Here is a 17,931-nt window from a genome sequence, read left to right on the forward strand (position 1 = left end):
TGCTCAGCGGGTTTGTCTTTGGATTGAATAGCTCTCTTTTCAGATTTTTTGGAAATCTTCTTTTGGGGCTCGCCGGATGGCGCATTATCGGCAGCAAATACATCAGTTGCCAGTAGCCCTGTAAGGAGCGTGGTTCCTGCAATCGCTATCCGAAAGGGGACAGTTGAAACTCTTGAATTTGCGGTGTGCTGTTTAATATAGCATTTGCTATATCTAGGGGCGAATTTTGAGCGCAAAAATGCTGTTGCCATAGTTGGTTCTCAATTTTTCTGGGGTGTCGTTCAGCCGACCAGAGTGTCGTACAGAAGTTTAAAGTTCAGGATGAGAATAAGACCCGCGACGATCCATGACAGTGCGGTCATGAAGCGGTTGATTGTGAATTCGCCCATCTTGCGACGGTCAGACACAAACATCACAAGGGGAATGACTGCGAAAGGAAGCTGAAGGGACAAGATGACCTGACTGGCCATCAGCAGAGTGCCTACGCCATGGCTTCCGTAGAGCACAGTTACCACCGCGACGGGAATGATCGCCAGGCCGCGGGTCAGCAGTCGTCTTGCCCAATGCGGGATATGGAGGCGCAGGAAGCCTTCCATAATGATCTGGCCGGCCAGTGTTCCGGTGACGGTTGAGTTTGTGCCCGCAGCCAGCAGTGCCAGTGCGAAAAGCGTAGAGGCTATTCCGAGCCCAAGAATGGGGGAGAGAAGATGATAGGCATCTTCGATCTCGGCTACATTCTGGTGGCCTGTCTCATGAAAAGCTGCGGCTGCCACAATTAGGATGGCCGCGTTGATGAACAGCGCGAGCATGAGAGCAATTGTGCTGTCCCATGTTGCCCACCGAATGGCATCACGACGTCCAACGGGCGTTCTCTCATAGGCCCGCGTCTGTACGATAGACGAATGCAGATACAGGTTATGCGGCATGACCGTGGCACCGATAATGCCAATCGCAATGTAGAGCATTCCCGGCGTGGTCACGATTTCCGGCGTCGGAATAAGGCCCTTCAGAATTGCTGCAACGGGCGGTGTGGCCGCAACGAGCTGTACCCCAAAGCAGAGCGCAATGATCGAGAGAAGGCCGATGACAAAAGCTTCCAGATACCTGAAGCCGTGGCCCATCAGCAGAAGAACTATGAAGGCGTCCAGAATGGAGAGGAGCGCGCCACCCAGAAGAGGGAGGCCGAAGAGCAGTTGCAATGCAACGGCCGTTCCAACCACTTCAGCCAGATCACACGCGATAATCGCTAACTCGCATGCCAGCCAAAGCACTACGTTCAGCGCAGGCGGAAAATGGTCACGGCAGGCTTGTGCCAGATCCCGACCGGTGGCGATACCAAGGCGTGCAGAGAGAGCTTGAAGAAGGATCGCCATCAGGTTGGAAAGCATGATGACGCAGAGCAGCGTGTAGCCGTACTGCGCGCCTCCTTGCAGATCCGTCGCCCAGTTTCCTGGGTCCATATATCCAACTGAAACCATGTATCCGGGCCCAACGAAAGCGAGGAAGCGCTTCAGCCACGTTGTTGACCCTTCAGGAACCCGAACGCTTGAAAACACCTCAGGCAGGCTTGGCCGTTCCGCATCGTCATGACGCGAAAAGCGCCAGGCTTTGCTGGGGGCGGAGTTCTGGGTGGGGGCATCGGAGCGTTGGTCGGACATCAGAATGTCATTCAAGCTTGGAACCGTAAAATATGCAATATGCTATATTCATAAACATCGTCTTATTTTTCTTCTGAAGAAGATCGCTCAGAGGCCTCTGGAATTAACAGGAAGAATGTTTTATTCGGTCGGGAATAATTGATTGAGCGGTTTTCTTGAGAATGGAACAGAAGAAGAAAAAGCAGAAATCCCTGGTGGACATGCAACTTCACTCAGAAGGGTTCAGGGCCAATCGAGCTGCCAGGCAGAAGGTGCTGGTAGAAGATTACGTCGAGCTGATTTCTGATCTTCTGGCTGAGGGGCAGGAGGCGCGCCAAGTCGACATTGCCGGTCGTCTTGGTGTGTCTCAGCCAACGGTGGCTAAGATGCTGGCTCGCCTGTCAACGGAAGGGCTGGTGACACAAAAGCCGTACCGGGGCGTTTTCCTGACGGATGCTGGCCAACAGATGGCGCATAAGGCCCGTCATCGGCACGGAATTGTGGAGGCGTTTCTGTTGGCGTTGGGAATTAGTGAAGAAAACGCCCGGATCGATGCGGAGGGCATTGAACATTACGTTGGCCCGGAAACTCTCGCCGCTTTCGAAACTGCGCTTAAAAAGGGGCTAGCGCAGTTTTCGTCGACAAATACTGTCGATGCAAAATTACGCTGAGGCCGACATTACGTGAGATGGCATTTTCCTTTGAAGCGACAAATGGAACAAACCACAGTCGCAGAGGGATCATCGTTAAACAGACATCCTTTGGACCGTTCCATGGCATAGCCTTTGGGAGGGGGATTATTCTGGAAAGTGTCCACGATCTTACTCATCCAGAGCTTTAGTCGCTCAGGGACGTGGTCATGGTTATCGAGCCACCATTCGACATCGCTTTCAGGGCGATCAATCTGGATGGCCAGATCTGCAGGTGTCCATCTCGTGACACTCAGGAAATCGTTTAACGTAATGCCGCACATTTCAGCATCTCCTGTGTCTCAAAGAAACTCTCACGTCGTGATACGCGAAGCCTGCTTTTTTCGTCAATATATCGTTAATCTCGTTTTTTCAGAATGTGTTATTTTTTGAAACATTGCGCCAGAAATGGTTCTGATTGGCGGTAAAGCGCCATTCCATCCCAGATACCCATGGGCGGTAAGCTGTGTTGAGGGTTTCTGTCAGATAGTGCCTGCCTCCGGGGTGCGTGACCGTCAGGTGGGGCGGAAACTTTATATTTCTGGCTTGAATTTATGTTCGCGGATTTGTGAAGATTAAGTCGGCGCCAGGGAACTTCCATTTTCTGAATGGAGGTAGAGGCGATGAAATACTCACTCCGATTCTCGTTGATTTCTGAGCATATGCGGTGCTCAACCGGGACGACACTGTCACAAGCCGTCAGGGGTGCCGGTGTGGGCGATAGCGTCAGGGTGCAGTGTCTTATTAGAAGACTAGCGGACCGCTAATGGGCCTGAGGCAGCGCGAGAAGCTCATAATGCACTGCCGTCGTTTCAGTATCTAACTGAGCTACGGCATCTTTGCCGGAATTTTGTCTGGGCAGCTGCCTTGCTATTCTGGGCTGTGTACTGTCGCCGTTATGTTCCTAGCCACATGTTTCGACGTGAATTCCGTCTTGAATAAGTGCTTTGCGAATAGCGGGCTTCAATTGGGAGTCTGTCAGAACAACGTCGAAATCGCTGAGTGCGGCGAGGCGGTGCAGGCCGCCTTTTCTAAATTTTGTGCTGTCGACCAATAGTACGGTCTGATCCGCGATTTGCATCAGTGCCTGTTTGACCTTCACAACGTCCTGATCGTTCTGAAATGCTGTTTCGTTGTGAATGATCGACGTGGAAAGAAACATCGTATTGGCGCGAAGCGATTTTGCAGCCTGCTCACAGACCAGACCAAAAAAGGCGTTCCGAGGCTGGTTATAGTCGCCCCCCAGGCAAATCAGTTTCAGGTTGGGATAGGGAGCAAGTGCCTGAATGACGCCTACGGCATTCGTAATGATGGTTAGGGGCGCGAGAGCTGGAAGGAGGGGCAGCATCGCTGCGACCGTTGTTGAGTCGTCCAGAACAAGAATTTGCTCCGGCGTAATCATCGAAATGGCCCGTTGAATAATTGATTCTTTCAGGTCGGGCGCGCGTGATTTTCGGAAATTGACTGTTTTTTGAGTGACTACACGATTCTTGAGAACAATGCTGCCGTGCAGTTTGTCGATCAGACCCTGCGCTGCCAGTGCGTGAGCATCACGGTGAATTGTCATCCTGCTGACGTCAAAACGCTCAGACAGATTCTCAATTGTGGCACTTCCTGTTTCCAGAAGGACGTCGAGGATCTGTTGCTGACGGGCACTGTTATCCCGGCGTTTGCTGAGAAGGACGGCGGGAGAGGTAGCTGGAACGCCCGAACCATCAGTCATCTGTCAAAAAGATCCTTGTCACCGGGTAAGGCCAATTATGGCATCGCGACATCTACATACCAGCGCTGACCAAATTTGTAATGTTCTGATCGGCTCTGCGGTGTGCTTTTCACGGGATTAATCACACAAAGATTCTTGACGCGACGAAAGTGATATTTATCACATTGACGAAGGCATGATAACACTTATATCACCTAATAATAACATTTATGGTGTTATCAGTTGGGCGATTTGCTAAAGCTGATGGCGAGAATGTCCGGAGGGCGAAATGCGCCAGGATTTCACGATCGGGATCGATTGCGGTTCTACTACGACGAAGGCTGTCATCTTCTCGAAGACAGGTGGAATTGTAGGGACCGGCCGTCGTCGTGTTCCCCAGCATACGGATGAACCCCGCCACGTTGAGCGGGATATGCACGAAGCTTGGCAGGCTGTTGTAGAGGCAGTCCGGGAAGCTTTGGACGTTTCTGGACTGAGTGGTGAGGATATTGCTGGCGTTGGGGTCACTGCGCACGGTGATGGACTTTTCGTTCTTGACCGTTCAAGTCAACCGTTAGGCCGTGGGATTATGTCGCTCGACAGTCGGGCCACAGAAATTCATGATGAATGGAAACGGGAAGGGCGGCTGGAAAAGATCGTCCCTCTCGCGGGGCAGCGTCCATATCCTTACTCCGCCACAACCCTGTTGGCATGGATGAAGCGCCATCAACCTGATCGTTATCAGGCCATTGGTACCGTCTTTTTTGCCAAAGACTGGATCCGGCTTTGTCTGACCGGGGAAATTGCGACAGATCTGACAGAGGCCAGTACATCTTTCACGGATCTCTACACGCAGGACTACAGCGACAGCATCCTTGAGGTGTTGGATCTGCGCGACATCCGCGGTGCGCTTCCTAAAATGCTACTGTCCTGTGATCAGGGTGGAACGATCACGGCAGAAGCTGCTCGTGCGACCGGCCTACGCGAAGGGACGCCAGTTGCTGTCGGGTTGCATGATGTGACGGCAGCTGCTGTGGGGTCAGGCTACACGCGACCAGGTGATCTTTCGATTACGGCGGGTACTTTTTCAATCAATGAAATTTTCCGCAGTCGCCCTGTCATAGGCGATGGCTGGTCCTGCCGGGCGGGTTATCGCCGTGGATTGTGGAATTGCATGGCCATCTCGCCTGCATCGTCCAGCAATCTGGAATGGCTCGCGCGCATGCTGCTTCCAGAGGAAAAAGAGGCAGCTCAAGTTCTCACAAAGGAAGTGGAGGCGAAGCTTGGGCGTTCTCGCGGCGAACGACCGATACCGCTGTATCATCCGTTTCTTTTTGGCTCGCCTTACGAAGCGCCAGCAAGTGCCTCTCTTTTCGGGGTGCAGTCCTGGCATGATCGAGCGGATCTGTTTCAGGCGATGATTGAGGGAACAATCTTCAACCATCGCGAGCATGTTGAGACCCTGCGTCAAACAGGGGATGTGCATCGCCTCGGTGTCTCGGGCGGCGGTAGCAGTCAGGCATCTATTGCGCAGATGTTTGCGGATATTCTCAACATGCCAGTCGAAATTTCCAGCGTTCGGGAGGCTGGAGCCCTAGGCGCGGCTCTGACGGCAAGTGTTGCTGTTGGGCTTTATGGAGGTCTTGAGGAAGCTGTGGCTGCTCAGGAAATTCCTATGAATGTCTATCAGCCGGACCCCGCACGCGCACGGATCTATGAGGGCATTTATCGCCGATACGTCGCACTGACGCTGGCGATGAAACCTTTTTGGTCCGGTTTGTATGAGGCCGGTAGCGAAGTCAGTGGCGCTCCGGAAACTCCGGGGGGGCCCGTCATGAATTATGCGCTCTCAGCCGAAATCGCGAAGGAAATGCATTCGTGAAGACACTTTCAGCCGTGCCGGATAATGCCGAATTTGATGTCGTCATTATCGGGGCTGGCATTAATGGCGCTGGCCTGTTTCGTGAGCTTGCCCTTCAGGGCGTGAAGACGCTTATTCTGGATCGAAGCGACATCTGTACAGGGGCATCCTGCGCACCATCCCGCTTGATCCATGGTGGTATCAAGTATCTGGAAACGGGCGAGTTCAAGCTTGTGGCGCAATCGACGTTGGAGCGAAATCTGCTCCTGCGGAATGCCCCGCATTTCGTTCGGCCATTGCCGACTGTTCTGCCGATCCGCACATGGCTTGGAGGGATTGTCACATCATTTCGTCGCTTCCTGAACCTCGGCGGCAAAATGACGGATCGTGGCGCGCTGGTTCTGGAAGTCGGGCTTCAGATTTACGATTTCCTGGGGCGCCGCGCTCGGGTCATGCCAAGACATTCCCTTTCCCTCAGCCAGAAAACGCGCCGTGAATGGCCCCATATGGCGAAGGATGTTGTCGCAACAGCGCAGTATTACGATGCTGCGATCACGCAGCCTGAACGCCTCGGATATGAATGCGTGCAGGATGCGCTGGAAACAGCTCCGAACTGTGAGGCCGTAACCTATGTTGTCCCCGAGACTTTCCAAAGCGGACAACTCGTCCTGCGAGACGTGCTCACCGATGAAGTGAAAACGGTAAAGGCGCGTGTTTTGGTTAATGCGGGTGGCGCCTGGATTGATCAGATCAATACGATCCTGGGGCATCCAACGAAATATATTGGCGGCACAAAAGGGTCTCACCTGCTGTTGAAGCATGATGACCTGCTCCGGGAACTGAAGGGCCGGATGGTCTATTTCGGGACGCCGGATGGACGGATCTGTCTTGCATATCCGTTTTTTGGTCATGTCCTGGTTGGCTCTACCGATATCCGGATCGACGATCCAGACAAGGCAGTCTGTACGGACGAAGAGCAGGATTACATGCTGCGGATGCTGGCTGATCTGTTCCCCGGTTTCCATATCGGAAGCGAGCAGGTCACCTACCGTTATAGCGGCGTTCGTCCGCTACCAGCTACCAATGCTGCCGATCCTTCTGCGATCAGTCGTGATCACATCGTTCATGAAGACAGGCTGGGTGCAACGCCTGTTCTGTCTCTCGTGGGTGGGAAATGGACGACTTTCCGTGGGTTAGGCGAAGAAGTCGCGGATCATGTACTGGCGCTGCTGGGGCACCCACGAAGCACATCAACCCAGGAATTGGCCATCGGGGGAGGCCGTGGCTTCCCGGATGCAGATCAGCACACAGCCTATCTGGACAGGTTTGCGAGTTCTTTTGGGCTGCCGCGTCCGCGTGCGTCCGTGCTGCTGGATCGGTACGGAACGTTGGCCAGAAAGATTGCGGGATTTTGTCAGGAGGCGGCAGATGCTCCTCTTCGGACACTCCCCTCCTACACACGTCGTGAACTGATGTTCATTGCTGAAAATGAGCTGGTTCGCCGTCTGTCGGACGTTCTTTACCGCCGTACGACCATTGCACTCAGTGGCGCCATGACGCCAGGAGTCGTGCTGGAAGTTGCAAATATCATCGGAGGAACGCTGGGCTGGGATGAGCGGGAAGCCGCACGTCAGGCTCAGGACGCCTGGAGGGAAGGGCAGCAGCGCCACAACCTTCAGGGTGAGTTCCCTCTATCGGCTGAAACCCCGGAAATTCTGAAAGCTTGAGCCATGAACCGTTACGAAGAAAAAATTGCACGCATGCGCGCTGGCAAGGACACGCGTTATGATTTCATCCTTGCTGACGCCAAGGACTCAGATATGGCAGCCGGGATCAGTGCGATGGGTAATCGCCGCAATCCTCGGGCCGGACAGTCTCTGTTCCGGACGCGGCCGCAATATCTGTCAGAGATCCAGTCCATTATCCGTCAGGATATTGTGGACATCATGCTGACCTCGGTCTCCATTTTGGAAGATCTGCTGGAGCGTGATGCGTTTGACGGGACTAAAGTTCAGACGGCAATTCGTGCCAACGATACGACAGACCTCTGGCGTGGACGGGGTGGACATTATCGATCCCAGAAGTCTGTTCCGTTTCGCTCCGCGTCACTGGAGCGGGCGCAGACAAACCTTGGCCTCTATTCGATGACGTTTAACGGTGATGTTGATCAGGATACGCTGGCTCTGGAAGAGTTCGCTCGGTTCCGCGAAGAGGCTAAGATCAACGGGTTTTCTTATTTCCTCGAAGTCTTCAACCCAAACGAAGGGCATATCGCTCCTGAAGATTTCGGAGTGTTCCTGAACGATATGGTTACCCGTGCGCTTGCGGGTCTTCGCAAGGAAGAGAAGCCTGTCTTCCTGAAGGTGCCGTTTAATGGCAGCGAGGCGTTTGCGGAACTGTGCGAGTACGACCCAAGCGTTATCGTGGGAATTATGGGCGGTGGAAGCGGGACGACGCGCGACTGTCTGGAGCTGATTCATCAGGCTCAGAACAGTGGTGCCAGAGCCGCACTATTCGGTCGCAAGATTGTGGATGCAGCGGACCCGCTCTTGCTGATTGAAGCGATGCGTCGCGTCACGGATGGAGACCTCTCTCCTAACGAAGCTACGCATTTCTATCATGATGGGCTTGCCCGCAAGGGCATTGCCACCCTGCGCCCAGCGGATGCCGATAGTCAGGTGACGGAAAGCGTTCTGCTGGAGCGGGCAGCTTAAAAAAACTCGCAGAGGCAATAAAGTTCCTGTTTTCAGCGTCTTCGTACCTGCCTTCAGATCTTTGCTGGAGAGCAGGTACGGAGAGTTGAATTGAAAATATCACTCCCTTCGGAACTTCATGTCTTTGGAGTGTTATGATTTAACGCTAAACATGGCTTGGGTTTAGCGATCAAGATTCGATGGTCGCTGCCTTCTTGTCGGGAGATGAATGGTGACTCGCAAAACGGTCTGGATCGGTACGAACTGGAAGATGAACAAGGGACCTGCCGAGGCCTTGGCTGCTGCAGAAGCGCTTAAGGCGTATCGAGCGCCGGATGGCGTGAAGCCGTTCATCATCACACCATTTACGTCCTTGCAGGCTGTTGCGAGCGTGCTGAAAGACGCGGACGTGCTTGTCGGCGCACAGAACATGCATTGGGAAGAAAGCGGCTCCTGGACGGGTGAAATTTCCCCCGGGATGGTGAAAGAGTGCGGTGCAGATATCGTACTGATCGGCCATTCGGAGCGTCGGCAGCATTTTGCGGAAACAGACTGGACTGTCAGTCGCAAGATGTCCGCGGCCCTTCGTCATGGCTTGCGTCCTTTGCTTTGCATTGGCGAGAGCCTCGAAGAGTATGATTTTGGCGTTACGGCAGAGACACTCTCCCGTCAGCTCAAAATTGCGCTGCATGACGTGGCACATGCAGACCTTCCAAATATTCTGATTGCTTACGAACCGGTATGGGCCATCGGTGCAGGCGGGCGCGCCGCCGACACCGATTGTGTTGCAAAAGTCCATGCCGGATTGCGGGCTGTTCTGTGTAAGATCGCCGGCAAGGATATCGGCGATCGCGTACCGCTGCTCTACGGCGGAAGTGTTACGCAGGATAATGCCCGCAGCTACGTGAGCCAGCCAAATGTGGATGGCGTATTTGTAGGGCGCGCAGGCTGGTCCGTTCCAGACTTCGAGAAGCTGATTGATCGTGTGATCGAGGAAAGAGCACCTGCATGATGCCCGATATCCTTCATGGAAGCCGTGCTTTGTCCGCACGGCGTCAAGCCGTTCTGGATTACGTTACGGCGCATGGCTGTGTTCTGATCCAGGATCTGCTTGTTCAGTTCACCATGACCCGTGCAGCCATGAACCGTGACCTGCACGCGCTTGCGACACAGGGACTGATCCGTAAAGTTGGTGAAAGCGTTACGACGCTTTCGAATGCTGTGGCAGCAAGCAGCATCATGCTTCGTGCTCGACAGGCTGTGCAGGAAAAGCTTGGTATTACAGCGATTGCTGCTGGCTTAATCGAAGAGGGCGATACGATTGCCTTGGATGACTCCACAACATCGCGCTTTCTATCCGAACGCCTGACAGCAATCGGTCAGCTTACAGTCGTGACGAACAGTCTTGGGATCAGTACGAAGATCGGACGGTCTCGTGACATCAGCCTGATTGCACTGGGTGGGCGTTACAATCCAACATTCGATGCATTCCTCGGCGTTTTATGTGAACGCAGCGTTACGTCGCTTCGGATTAACACATTATTCATGTCTACCTCGGCTATTCACGGTCTTTCTGCCTATCATCAGGACGAAGATCTGATCAAAGCCAAGAGTGCGCTCATGAACATGGCTGATCGCCGCGTTTTAATGGTGGATAGTCGAAAATTTGGAATTAGCGCGCTAAATCATCTGGCAAACCTGACGGATTTTGATGCCGTTATTACGGACTCAGGTCTCTCTGGAGAGATCGCTGACAGAATGATGGGGGCAGGTGTCAAATTGCATATCGCAGACATTCCGTCAGCTGACATGCCCATGGCAATGATGGCCTGAAACTGTTTTTTTTTGAGTTCAGAAGAATTGTCGGCTGTTAGTTCTTTCTGACGTGTTTTTTGCCAAACACTTGGTCTGGGTTTTTATTAGGGCTGGCATTTTTGTGACAGCATCCTGACCAGACCATTCAAAACTAAAGACCTCTTATATTGTTTTATATCGGGAGTAATCTGACACAAATAAGAGCAAGGACAGTCCTATGACCCTTAGTCATTGCAGTGGGCTAATTGTTGTGGACAAGAAGGGGGCACAGCTTCTTTTCCTGCATCCTACAACGCTTGAAGTGCTGGATCATATTGGGGGGATGCCAAGTCTCCCGCATGAGCTGGCTATAGATGAGACGCGCGGGCTTGCATTTGTTCCAGCGTATGGGAATGGTTTTCACGGCAACAATCCCATACCAAACCATTTTGTTTCCGTTATAGATCTGTATGCCAGAACCAGAATTTCAGACATTGATCTGACACCCCTTGAGTCACCGCATACATTACGGTTTGGGCCGGACGGGTTACTTTACGTTTGCTGTGAGAACAGTTCTGCTGTGGCGGTGATTGATCCCGAGACGAAAAGAGTTACCCATATCCTGCAGGCATTTTCTCGGAATGCACACAGGCTTACTGTTCTGCCGCAGCGTAAGCTGATCGTCACCGAAAACGAAGAAGATGCGACACTCACCGTTCTTCGTATTGGTGATGACAGCGTCAGGCGCACGATCGTTCTGCCCGCGCCGTCTGCTGGCATCGATCATCTGCCGGATGAAAAATTCCTGGTGGTCAGTAATGCGCTCAAACCAACCTTATTTCTTATGGATGTGGATGCTGGAGAACTGCGTCAGGAAGTTGAACTGAAGCATCATCGTAAAAGTGCGCAGGTTGTGCGGGTTAGTCCCGATGGAAAATGGCTTCTGGTTATCGGAGATTTCGAGCCGATTGTGACATTGATCAGTCTGCCACAGTGGGACCAGTACCCCGTTCCTGTGGGGCAGAAGCCAATGGACGCTGCTTTCCGTCCAGACGGAACAACTGTGCTTGTCGCAAATGAAGATGACGGGACGTTAACTGAAATCCAGCTTTCCAGTCGTAAGGTACTGCGAACAGTGAAAGCTGGGGTTGGGTGCGAGACCCTTGGTTTTTTTTGAAGGACCGTGACGTGTTCTGGCGTGCGTCACGGTGCTTCAGGACGGGTTTCTGACGTTTAGAAATTGATAAGCGTCGTGACTTTGAAGCTACGGCCAGGCTGTGTGTAATAGGACTTGGGAACACTGATGCTGTCAGGCACATCCAGGGCATTATAATAACGCTTGTTGAACATATTATACATTCCCGCCTGAACACGGAGGTTCGGGAAGAATTTCGGTGAGTACCAACCCGTTAAATCGAAGAGTGCATAACCCGGTGTCTTATTCACATTAGACGCCATGTTCTGCACCTTGTTACGCGCCGCCGCGAATGTTGTGGAGAAATTCGCGCCCCAGTGCTCTCGGTTATAGGCAACGCCCACAATTCCGCGGAATGGTGCAACGGAGTTCAGGTGCACATGTTCATCGGTATCCTGACCATCAGAATACGCAAGGGACGTCCATACCTGCCAGTAATTGGCGAAAGTCCAGTTAGCGCGTGCTTCTACGCCGTAAATACGGACATGCTGGCGGTTAACGTATTCGAAAACACCGAACGGGTAGTATCCGCCGATGCCAGCTGCTGCCGCCGTTGTTGTGATCGTATCGATGAAATTGTGATAGTAATTATCGAAGAACGAAACTGTGGCACCTCGTTTGGAATCTCCATATCGCGCGCCAACTTCCCAGCCACGACTGGTTTCCGGTTTGAGGTTCTGATTTCCGATTGAGACGTAGCTGCCTGTACCACCATAGGTCAGATACATTTCTGTCGCAGACGGAGCACGGAAGGCCTGGGAGTATTGCCCGTAAAGTGTGAGGTTTTTCAGGACCCGAGCTTCGACCAGAACCTTCGGGGAATAATGCGAGCCACTGGCTCCGTTTGGTGTGCCTTCATACGCTGCATTTTTGGTGTAGCTGGGCGTGTCCTGCGGGCTACGTCTGTAGTGATCGAAGCGGAAGCCTGGTGTGATATGCAGCCATTCCATTTTCCCGAAACCAATACGATCCTGAACAATTGCCCCGAGGTCAGTTCCGTGAACGTCGGGCATATCAGACTGGTTTACATGCAAGAAGCTGCACGCATAGACCTGTGCCGTGCAATTATCGAGACCAGCAGCATACTGGCTTGTATCCGTGATGTACGCTTCTCCGCCAAGGGTAATCACATGATGAAATGGGCCGGTGAAAACATTGGACGTGATTGAGCCCGTCGTTCCATAGGACTGAACAGCGAGGTTACTGTCCCGATCATATTCGCCAATGGGCGATGTCAGACGATTGGCGGCTGTATCTGTGATTGAATTGACCTTCTGCCAATAAGCAATGAGATGCGCTTCGCTGATAAAGGCTGTCGGTTTTTCCGATTTATAATCGTAGCTTCCGGAAACGCGCGTGCGCTTGCTTTCTTCGAGTGTGTGATAGCGGCTGTATGTTGAGCTAATACTGCTCAGGGTATTTTCGTTATAATTTCGATCAAATACTTCACCGGTCAAGCCGAAGCGATGACCGCCTTCCACGTATTGGTGAATTTTACCCAAGAAGTTTCCTTGCGTGTAGGAAGCAGGATCTTTGTCTGATCGTGTGGACCCAACGCCGCCTGTGCCGCCCATATTTCCGGTTTGGCTGCCAGTCTGGTAGCCGCCCTGAACTAAAATCATTGTATTATGGTAACGTCCAGCAAGGGCCTGATTGAGATATCCGCTCTCGCTGGACCCATCATATGTCAGTTTGGTCAGGCCGCCGTAGGCTTTGTTGCCTGTCAGAAGGTCTTCCGGGTCAAGTGTCTTGAGTGAAACAACGCCGCCGAGCGCACCTGTTCCGAAAAAGCCAGAGTTCGCGTTTTTGACGATGTCGATCGAGCCAAGAGAATTGAAATCATAGGACGAAACACCCCCACTGACACCACGTGCGCCGTCATTCGCCCAGATTGTTCGAATGCCGTCTATGGTGGTGAGAATGCGGTTTTGATCCAGCCCACGCATATTAATGCTGAGATTGTTATTGTTGTAATTCACTCCCGCGTCCACGCGACGAGCATAGTCCGAAATGCTGTCAATCATGCGGGACTGAAGGGTTTTGAGCGTGGTCGTTGTAGTCATGACACGTGGCTTTCCGACAGCACTATAGTCCGCATCCGGATCAACCTTCATGGAATCAATGATGTCTGCAGCAGCCTGCCCTCTAACGTGGAGGGGCTTGAGCTGAACTGTAGGAGCTGCCCCAGTATGTGCTGGGATGCCGTCTGTTTTTGCATCAGTGACTTTCTCAGAGTCTTTGCTCGTCTGGGCTTGAGCAGATGATAAAGCTGCAAAAATGCAGACGAGCGCAGACGTTGCCAGCATGGACTGTCGCAGAAAACGTGTTGGACGAGCGCTTTGCCTGCTCATGGAAATTTACACCCTTAAATGAGAATTGTTCGCATCTAATGGCGATGGAATTTCATGGCGTCAATCTAAATGATAGTGATTCTCATTTTCATTGAAGCGGGTGGATGAATATGCCACACAGAGCCCGCGTCGACTCTTTCCTGTGGGGAAGAGAGCCAACAGTTCAGGCATTCATTTAAGCTGAGATTAAAAGGAGAAATGGCGGATATGAGCGCGTTTTTCACCGACAATACGCTTTCCCTGGCGCTACGGGAAAAGACAAAATCCATTCATGACCGGACCGATCACAAGATCATGTCCATGGGAATTTTTTCCAGTCTGGACGGGTATCGGATCTTTCTTCTGTCTCAGTATGTCTTCCTGAGAGATATGACAAATATTTACGAAAACGAAATGTTACGAAATCTTCTTCCCGATCTTGAGACACGCAACCGGTTTCCCTGGGTGGAAGCTGACATGCGTGATCTGGGTCTGGCGGCCCCAATGGCGCATCGTGGGAACGTGATTCCGTTCAACCCTTCGGTTGCCGTAGGTTGGCTATACGTTGCTGAAGGATCGAAGCTGGGCGCAAATATCCTGTCCAAGATGGCAATGTCTCTTGGGCTGACAGAAAGTTTCGGGGCGCGGCATCTGGCTCCTGCACCTGAAGGTCGGGGCCTGTCGTGGAAAACGTTTAAGGCGGCGATCGATAGCGCTGATCTGGATCGGGCAATGTGTGTTTCGGCTGCTGAGGAGGCTTTTGGCCGCTTCTCCAGCTGTCTGGATCAGATGGCCGCTCTGAATTCGGAGGAGATTTTCTCCGCCAGTCAGAATGAAAGAGTTAGTCTTTAAATGAGAATGACTTTTGATTGCATGATATCGTATTTTTTCGGCGGCGAATGTCTGCTGATAAGAGAAGGGCAGGGGCGATGAATAAATCAGGATTGGAACGCCGCTATTTTCTTGCATTGGTTTGTGCCAGTGCTTTGACGCCATCTTGCCTGCATGCAGCAACCCGGACGGTGACGGACAGTCGCGGTCGTCAGGTTGTTCTGGGAGCCGCTTCCAGAATTGCCTGCATTGGGGGAACAATCACCGAGACGCTTTATCGTCTTGGAGCAGCCGATCAAATTGTCGCCGTTGATACGACTTCGACCTGGCCGGAAGCCGCACTGAAAGATAAAAAATCTCTGGGCTATATGCGGGCCATCTCCTCGGAAGGGGTGTTATCCGTAAAGCCGGATCTCATTCTTGCGATGGACGCAGCAGGCCCGGCCGATGCCATGTCTCAGTTGGTGGCGTCAGGTATTCCGACTGTGTTCGTAGATTCAACGCCTTCGCCCGATGCTATTATTGGCCGGACGCAGTTTCTGGCAAAAGTTGTGAACCGTGAGCAGGCGGGCACGCAGCTTGCTCAGGATATTCAGCAGAAGTTTTCTGCTCTTAAAGACTGGCGCGACACACATGCTGCGTCACCGCGCGTCCTGTTTGTTATGCGAATGACGAATAACCGTCCGCTCGCGGCCGGGCGTGGCACGGCTGCCGATGCCGTTATCCGGCTTGCAGGAGGCGTCAACGTTGGGGCGGATCTGCAGGGCTACAAGCTTCTGAACACGGAATCCCTTGTAACCCTGAAGCCCGATATCATTCTCACAATGAACCAAGGGGGCGAGGATATCCGCAAAGCTCTCTTGAGCGATCCCGGATTCAGTTTGACGCCAGCGGGGCAGAAAAAAGCCATTGTGGGAATGGAAGGGGAGCGCCTTCTGGGATTTGGTCCGAGAACGCCCGAAGCGGCGCTGGATCTGGCACGACTGATGGCGAAAGCGGAGCATCCTGCGTGAGGGCAATGCGCGTGCATGCGGGCTGGATCTTACTATCGCTTCTGCCGCTGCTAATTCTTGTCATGCTGGTCGCAGTCGAGGTTGGTGCAAGCGGGGCAGGCATTGGTACGCTCCTGCATGCACCTGACGTTGCGACCAGAAATCTGGCCTGGATGGTGATCGCGCATATTCGTGCGCCACGTGTCGTGCTCGCCGCGATGGCAGGTGCAGCTTTGGGGGCTGCGGGTGCAACGATGCAGGGGCTTTTTCGAAATCCATTGGCTGATCCGGGGTTGATTGGCGTGTCTTCCGGGGCGGCTCTGGCTGCTTCATGCGTCATCGTCTTAGGCGTTGATATGGCTCAGTCAGGGTTTCTAAACGGCTGGGCCGTGCCTTTGGCTGGAATGCTGGGCAGCTTTCTCGTCACACTCCTTCTTTACGTCTTTGCGACCCGCGCTGGCATCACCTCTGTCACGACTGTTCTGTTGGCTGGCGTCGCGTTCGGAGCTTTTTCTGGTGCATTGACGGGCATTCTCATTTTTCGCGCCAACGACACGGCGCTGCGAGATCTGACGTTCTGGACTCTTGGGAGTTTCTCAGGGGCAAATTGGGAACGTATTGGCCTGCTCTCGCCATTTCTTGTCCTTGCAGGCGTGGTTGCGACACGTCTCGCTGTTCCTCTGAACGCCATGCTTCTGGGTGAGGCGGATGCTGCTTTGATGGGGTATCCTGTCGAGCGGACGAAACGGCTCGCAATGCTGGGGGTGGCTGCGTCCGTTGGGCCGGTAGTCGCGTTTGTGGGCGCTATTGGGTTTGTCGGCGTTGTGGTTCCTCACCTTGTGAGGTTGGTCACCGGTCCAGACCACCGTCTGGTTCTGCCTGGGAGCGCTCTTCTTGGGGCTATTCTTCTCACTGCGGCTGATACGATTGCCAGACTGGTTGCGGCTCCTGCGGAACTGCCTGTTGGCATAATTACCGCAGCACTCGGGACCCCGGTCTTTGTCTGGCTCTTGAGCCGTATTCATGGAGCGGACATTCCATCATGACACTGGAAATTCAGAACGCCTCAGCCAGAGCGGGTGGTCGTGAGATTGTTCACAATCTTGATCTGGCGCTCGCGGCCGGAGAAATCGTTGCTGTTGTAGGGCCTAACGGCGCGGGCAAAAGTACGCTCCTGAAGCTTGCATGCGGCTTGATGCCGCTGCATGGCGGTGAGATCCGCTTTGATGGCTCAAAAATTGGATCGCTTTCTGCGGGCGAACTTTCTCGCCGCCGGGCACTCTTGCCCCAGGAGTGTCCGATGCGCGCGCGCTTCACGTCGCTGGAACTGGTTCTTATGGGGACAGCTATTTCGGGGCAGGGCTGCCCGATGGCTGAGCGTGTCGCGATTGCACAGGACACGCTGGATCGCGTCGGGCTGTCATCGTTCATGGAACGCGACATTATGACGCTATCCGGCGGAGAAAGGCAGCGCGTTCACCTTGCGCGAGTGCTGGCACAGCTTGAGGCCGCAGCCCGGAACGGTGCGCCCGGCTGTCTGTTGCTGGATGAACCTTTGTCGGCACAGGATATGGCACGGCAGCGCCTCATTCTTCAGATTGCAAAGATGCATGCGGCGCATGGTGGAAGCGTGTTGCTGGTTCTGCATGATCTGAACTGGGCTGCGGCCTGTGCCGATCGTATCGTCGTCATGCATCAGGGGCGGATACAGTCACACGGTCTCCCCCGTGACATCCTGACTTCTGAACTCCTCCACGACGTTTTTGGGATTCCTGATGGCTGCATTCATCAACATTGCAGCACGGGGCGTCCGTTCGTTGTTCCGCATGACCTCGTCATGCCGGAAGATATCAACAAGAGAGAGACACCATGTATATTGCAATGAATCGCTTCAAGGTACGGCCTGATAGTGAAGATGCTTTTCGGCAGCGCTGGCTGGAGCGGGAAGTCCTGCTGAAGACAGTCCCGGGATTTGTCAGTTTTCAATTCCTGCAGGGACCAGCCAAAGAAGATCATATTCTTTATGCGTCTCATACGGTCTGGGAATCTTATGAGGCCTTTGTTGGTTGGACACAGTCTGAGCAGTTCCGTGCTGCTCATGCTGGCGCCGGACAAGGCAAAGTGTTGACCGTGGGGCCGCCAGTCTTTGAAGGCTTCAAAGTTCTTCAAAATATCGAAATCTAAGATGTCTTTGATGGTGGAGTGAT

General features: G+C 53.2%; 16 protein-coding genes. 12 read left to right on the forward strand and 4 right to left on the reverse strand.

From position 1 onward, the window contains the following. Positions 1–281: 281 nt before the first annotated feature. Entirely contained in the window at positions 282–1,658 is a 1,377-nt protein-coding gene (locus tag R5H23_RS07925; protein ID WP_317215033.1) for an Nramp family divalent metal transporter, read from the reverse strand. Positions 1,659–1,819: 161 nt separating this feature from the next. Here R5H23_RS07925 and mntR point away from each other — a divergent pair, with 161 nt between their 5' ends. After that, entirely contained in the window at positions 1,820–2,308 is a 489-nt protein-coding gene (mntR, locus tag R5H23_RS07930) for a manganese-binding transcriptional regulator MntR (RefSeq protein WP_086633942.1), read from the forward strand. An 8-nt stretch (positions 2,309–2,316) separates the two neighbouring features. Here the strand turns inward: mntR and R5H23_RS07935 are convergent, their stop codons facing one another. Next, positions 2,317–2,610, reverse strand: a complete 294-nt coding sequence (locus tag R5H23_RS07935) for a hypothetical protein (protein ID WP_046899513.1) — start codon at positions 2,608–2,610, stop codon at positions 2,317–2,319. A gap of 620 nt (positions 2,611–3,230) precedes the next feature. Then, on the reverse strand, positions 3,231–4,049 hold the full coding sequence (locus R5H23_RS07940) for a DeoR/GlpR family DNA-binding transcription regulator (RefSeq protein WP_046899512.1): 819 nt from the start codon (positions 4,047–4,049) through the stop codon (positions 3,231–3,233). Between the two features lie 268 nt (positions 4,050–4,317). Between R5H23_RS07940 and R5H23_RS07945 the strand changes: the two genes are divergently transcribed. The 6 genes from R5H23_RS07945 (at position 4,318) to R5H23_RS07970 (ending at position 11,553) form a co-directional block, all read left to right on the forward strand. Further along, positions 4,318–5,910 carry an FGGY-family carbohydrate kinase gene (locus tag R5H23_RS07945; protein ID WP_317215035.1) on the forward strand — a complete coding sequence of 531 codons (1,593 nt, stop codon included), beginning with the start codon at positions 4,318–4,320 and terminating at the stop codon, positions 5,908–5,910. Continuing rightward, on the forward strand, positions 5,907–7,616 hold the full coding sequence (locus tag R5H23_RS07950) for a glycerol-3-phosphate dehydrogenase/oxidase (protein ID WP_317215037.1): 1,710 nt from the start codon (positions 5,907–5,909) through the stop codon (positions 7,614–7,616). Before R5H23_RS07945 ends, R5H23_RS07950 begins: the two co-directional genes overlap by 4 nt. Before the next feature lie 3 nt (positions 7,617–7,619). Further along, the gene (locus R5H23_RS07955) at positions 7,620–8,603 is read left to right on the forward strand and encodes a hypothetical protein (RefSeq protein ID WP_086633938.1); all 984 of its coding nucleotides are present in this window, start codon (positions 7,620–7,622) and stop codon (positions 8,601–8,603) included. Between the two features lie 208 nt (positions 8,604–8,811). Further along, complete coding sequence (locus tag R5H23_RS07960) at positions 8,812–9,594, forward strand: triose-phosphate isomerase (protein WP_317215038.1); 783 nt, start codon at positions 8,812–8,814, stop codon at positions 9,592–9,594. After that, positions 9,591–10,415 (forward strand): DeoR/GlpR family DNA-binding transcription regulator, encoded by an 825-nt coding sequence (locus R5H23_RS07965; RefSeq protein ID WP_317215039.1) that lies wholly within the window; start codon positions 9,591–9,593, stop codon positions 10,413–10,415. The genes R5H23_RS07960 and R5H23_RS07965 overlap by 4 nt, the downstream gene beginning before the upstream one ends. 199 nt (positions 10,416–10,614) lie before the next feature. After that, positions 10,615–11,553 carry a surface layer protein gene (locus R5H23_RS07970; protein WP_264648352.1) on the forward strand — a complete coding sequence of 313 codons (939 nt, stop codon included), beginning with the start codon at positions 10,615–10,617 and terminating at the stop codon, positions 11,551–11,553. 56 nt (positions 11,554–11,609) lie between these two features. Here the strand turns inward: R5H23_RS07970 and R5H23_RS07975 are convergent, their stop codons facing one another. Next, complete coding sequence (locus R5H23_RS07975; RefSeq protein ID WP_408874342.1) at positions 11,610–13,877, reverse strand: TonB-dependent hemoglobin/transferrin/lactoferrin family receptor; 2,268 nt, start codon at positions 13,875–13,877, stop codon at positions 11,610–11,612. 252 nt (positions 13,878–14,129) lie between these two features. On the opposite strand from R5H23_RS07975, the gene R5H23_RS07980 reads away from it, so the two are divergent. From R5H23_RS07980 to R5H23_RS08000, 5 genes are all read left to right on the forward strand, one after another. Further along, positions 14,130–14,753, forward strand: coding sequence for a biliverdin-producing heme oxygenase (locus R5H23_RS07980; RefSeq protein WP_317215042.1), 624 nt, complete (start codon positions 14,130–14,132; stop codon positions 14,751–14,753). A gap of 77 nt (positions 14,754–14,830) precedes the next feature. Further along, complete coding sequence (locus tag R5H23_RS07985; RefSeq protein WP_317215043.1) at positions 14,831–15,745, forward strand: ABC transporter substrate-binding protein; 915 nt, start codon at positions 14,831–14,833, stop codon at positions 15,743–15,745. 5 nt (positions 15,746–15,750) lie between these two features. Next, complete coding sequence (locus R5H23_RS07990) at positions 15,751–16,770, forward strand: iron ABC transporter permease (protein WP_317215097.1); 1,020 nt, start codon at positions 15,751–15,753, stop codon at positions 16,768–16,770. Continuing rightward, positions 16,767–17,609 carry an ATP-binding cassette domain-containing protein gene (locus tag R5H23_RS07995; RefSeq protein ID WP_317215044.1) on the forward strand — a complete coding sequence of 281 codons (843 nt, stop codon included), beginning with the start codon at positions 16,767–16,769 and terminating at the stop codon, positions 17,607–17,609. The genes R5H23_RS07990 and R5H23_RS07995 overlap by 4 nt, the downstream gene beginning before the upstream one ends. Beyond that, positions 17,594–17,908: an antibiotic biosynthesis monooxygenase gene (locus R5H23_RS08000; protein ID WP_211497999.1), complete on the forward strand. Its 315-nt coding sequence runs from the start codon at positions 17,594–17,596 to the stop codon at positions 17,906–17,908. The genes R5H23_RS07995 and R5H23_RS08000 overlap by 16 nt, the downstream gene beginning before the upstream one ends. Positions 17,909–17,931 lie beyond the last annotated feature (23 nt).

This window comes from Gluconobacter sp. GP1, from assembly GCF_032913585.1.
Lineage (GTDB): Bacteria > Pseudomonadota > Alphaproteobacteria > Acetobacterales > Acetobacteraceae > Gluconobacter > Gluconobacter cerinus.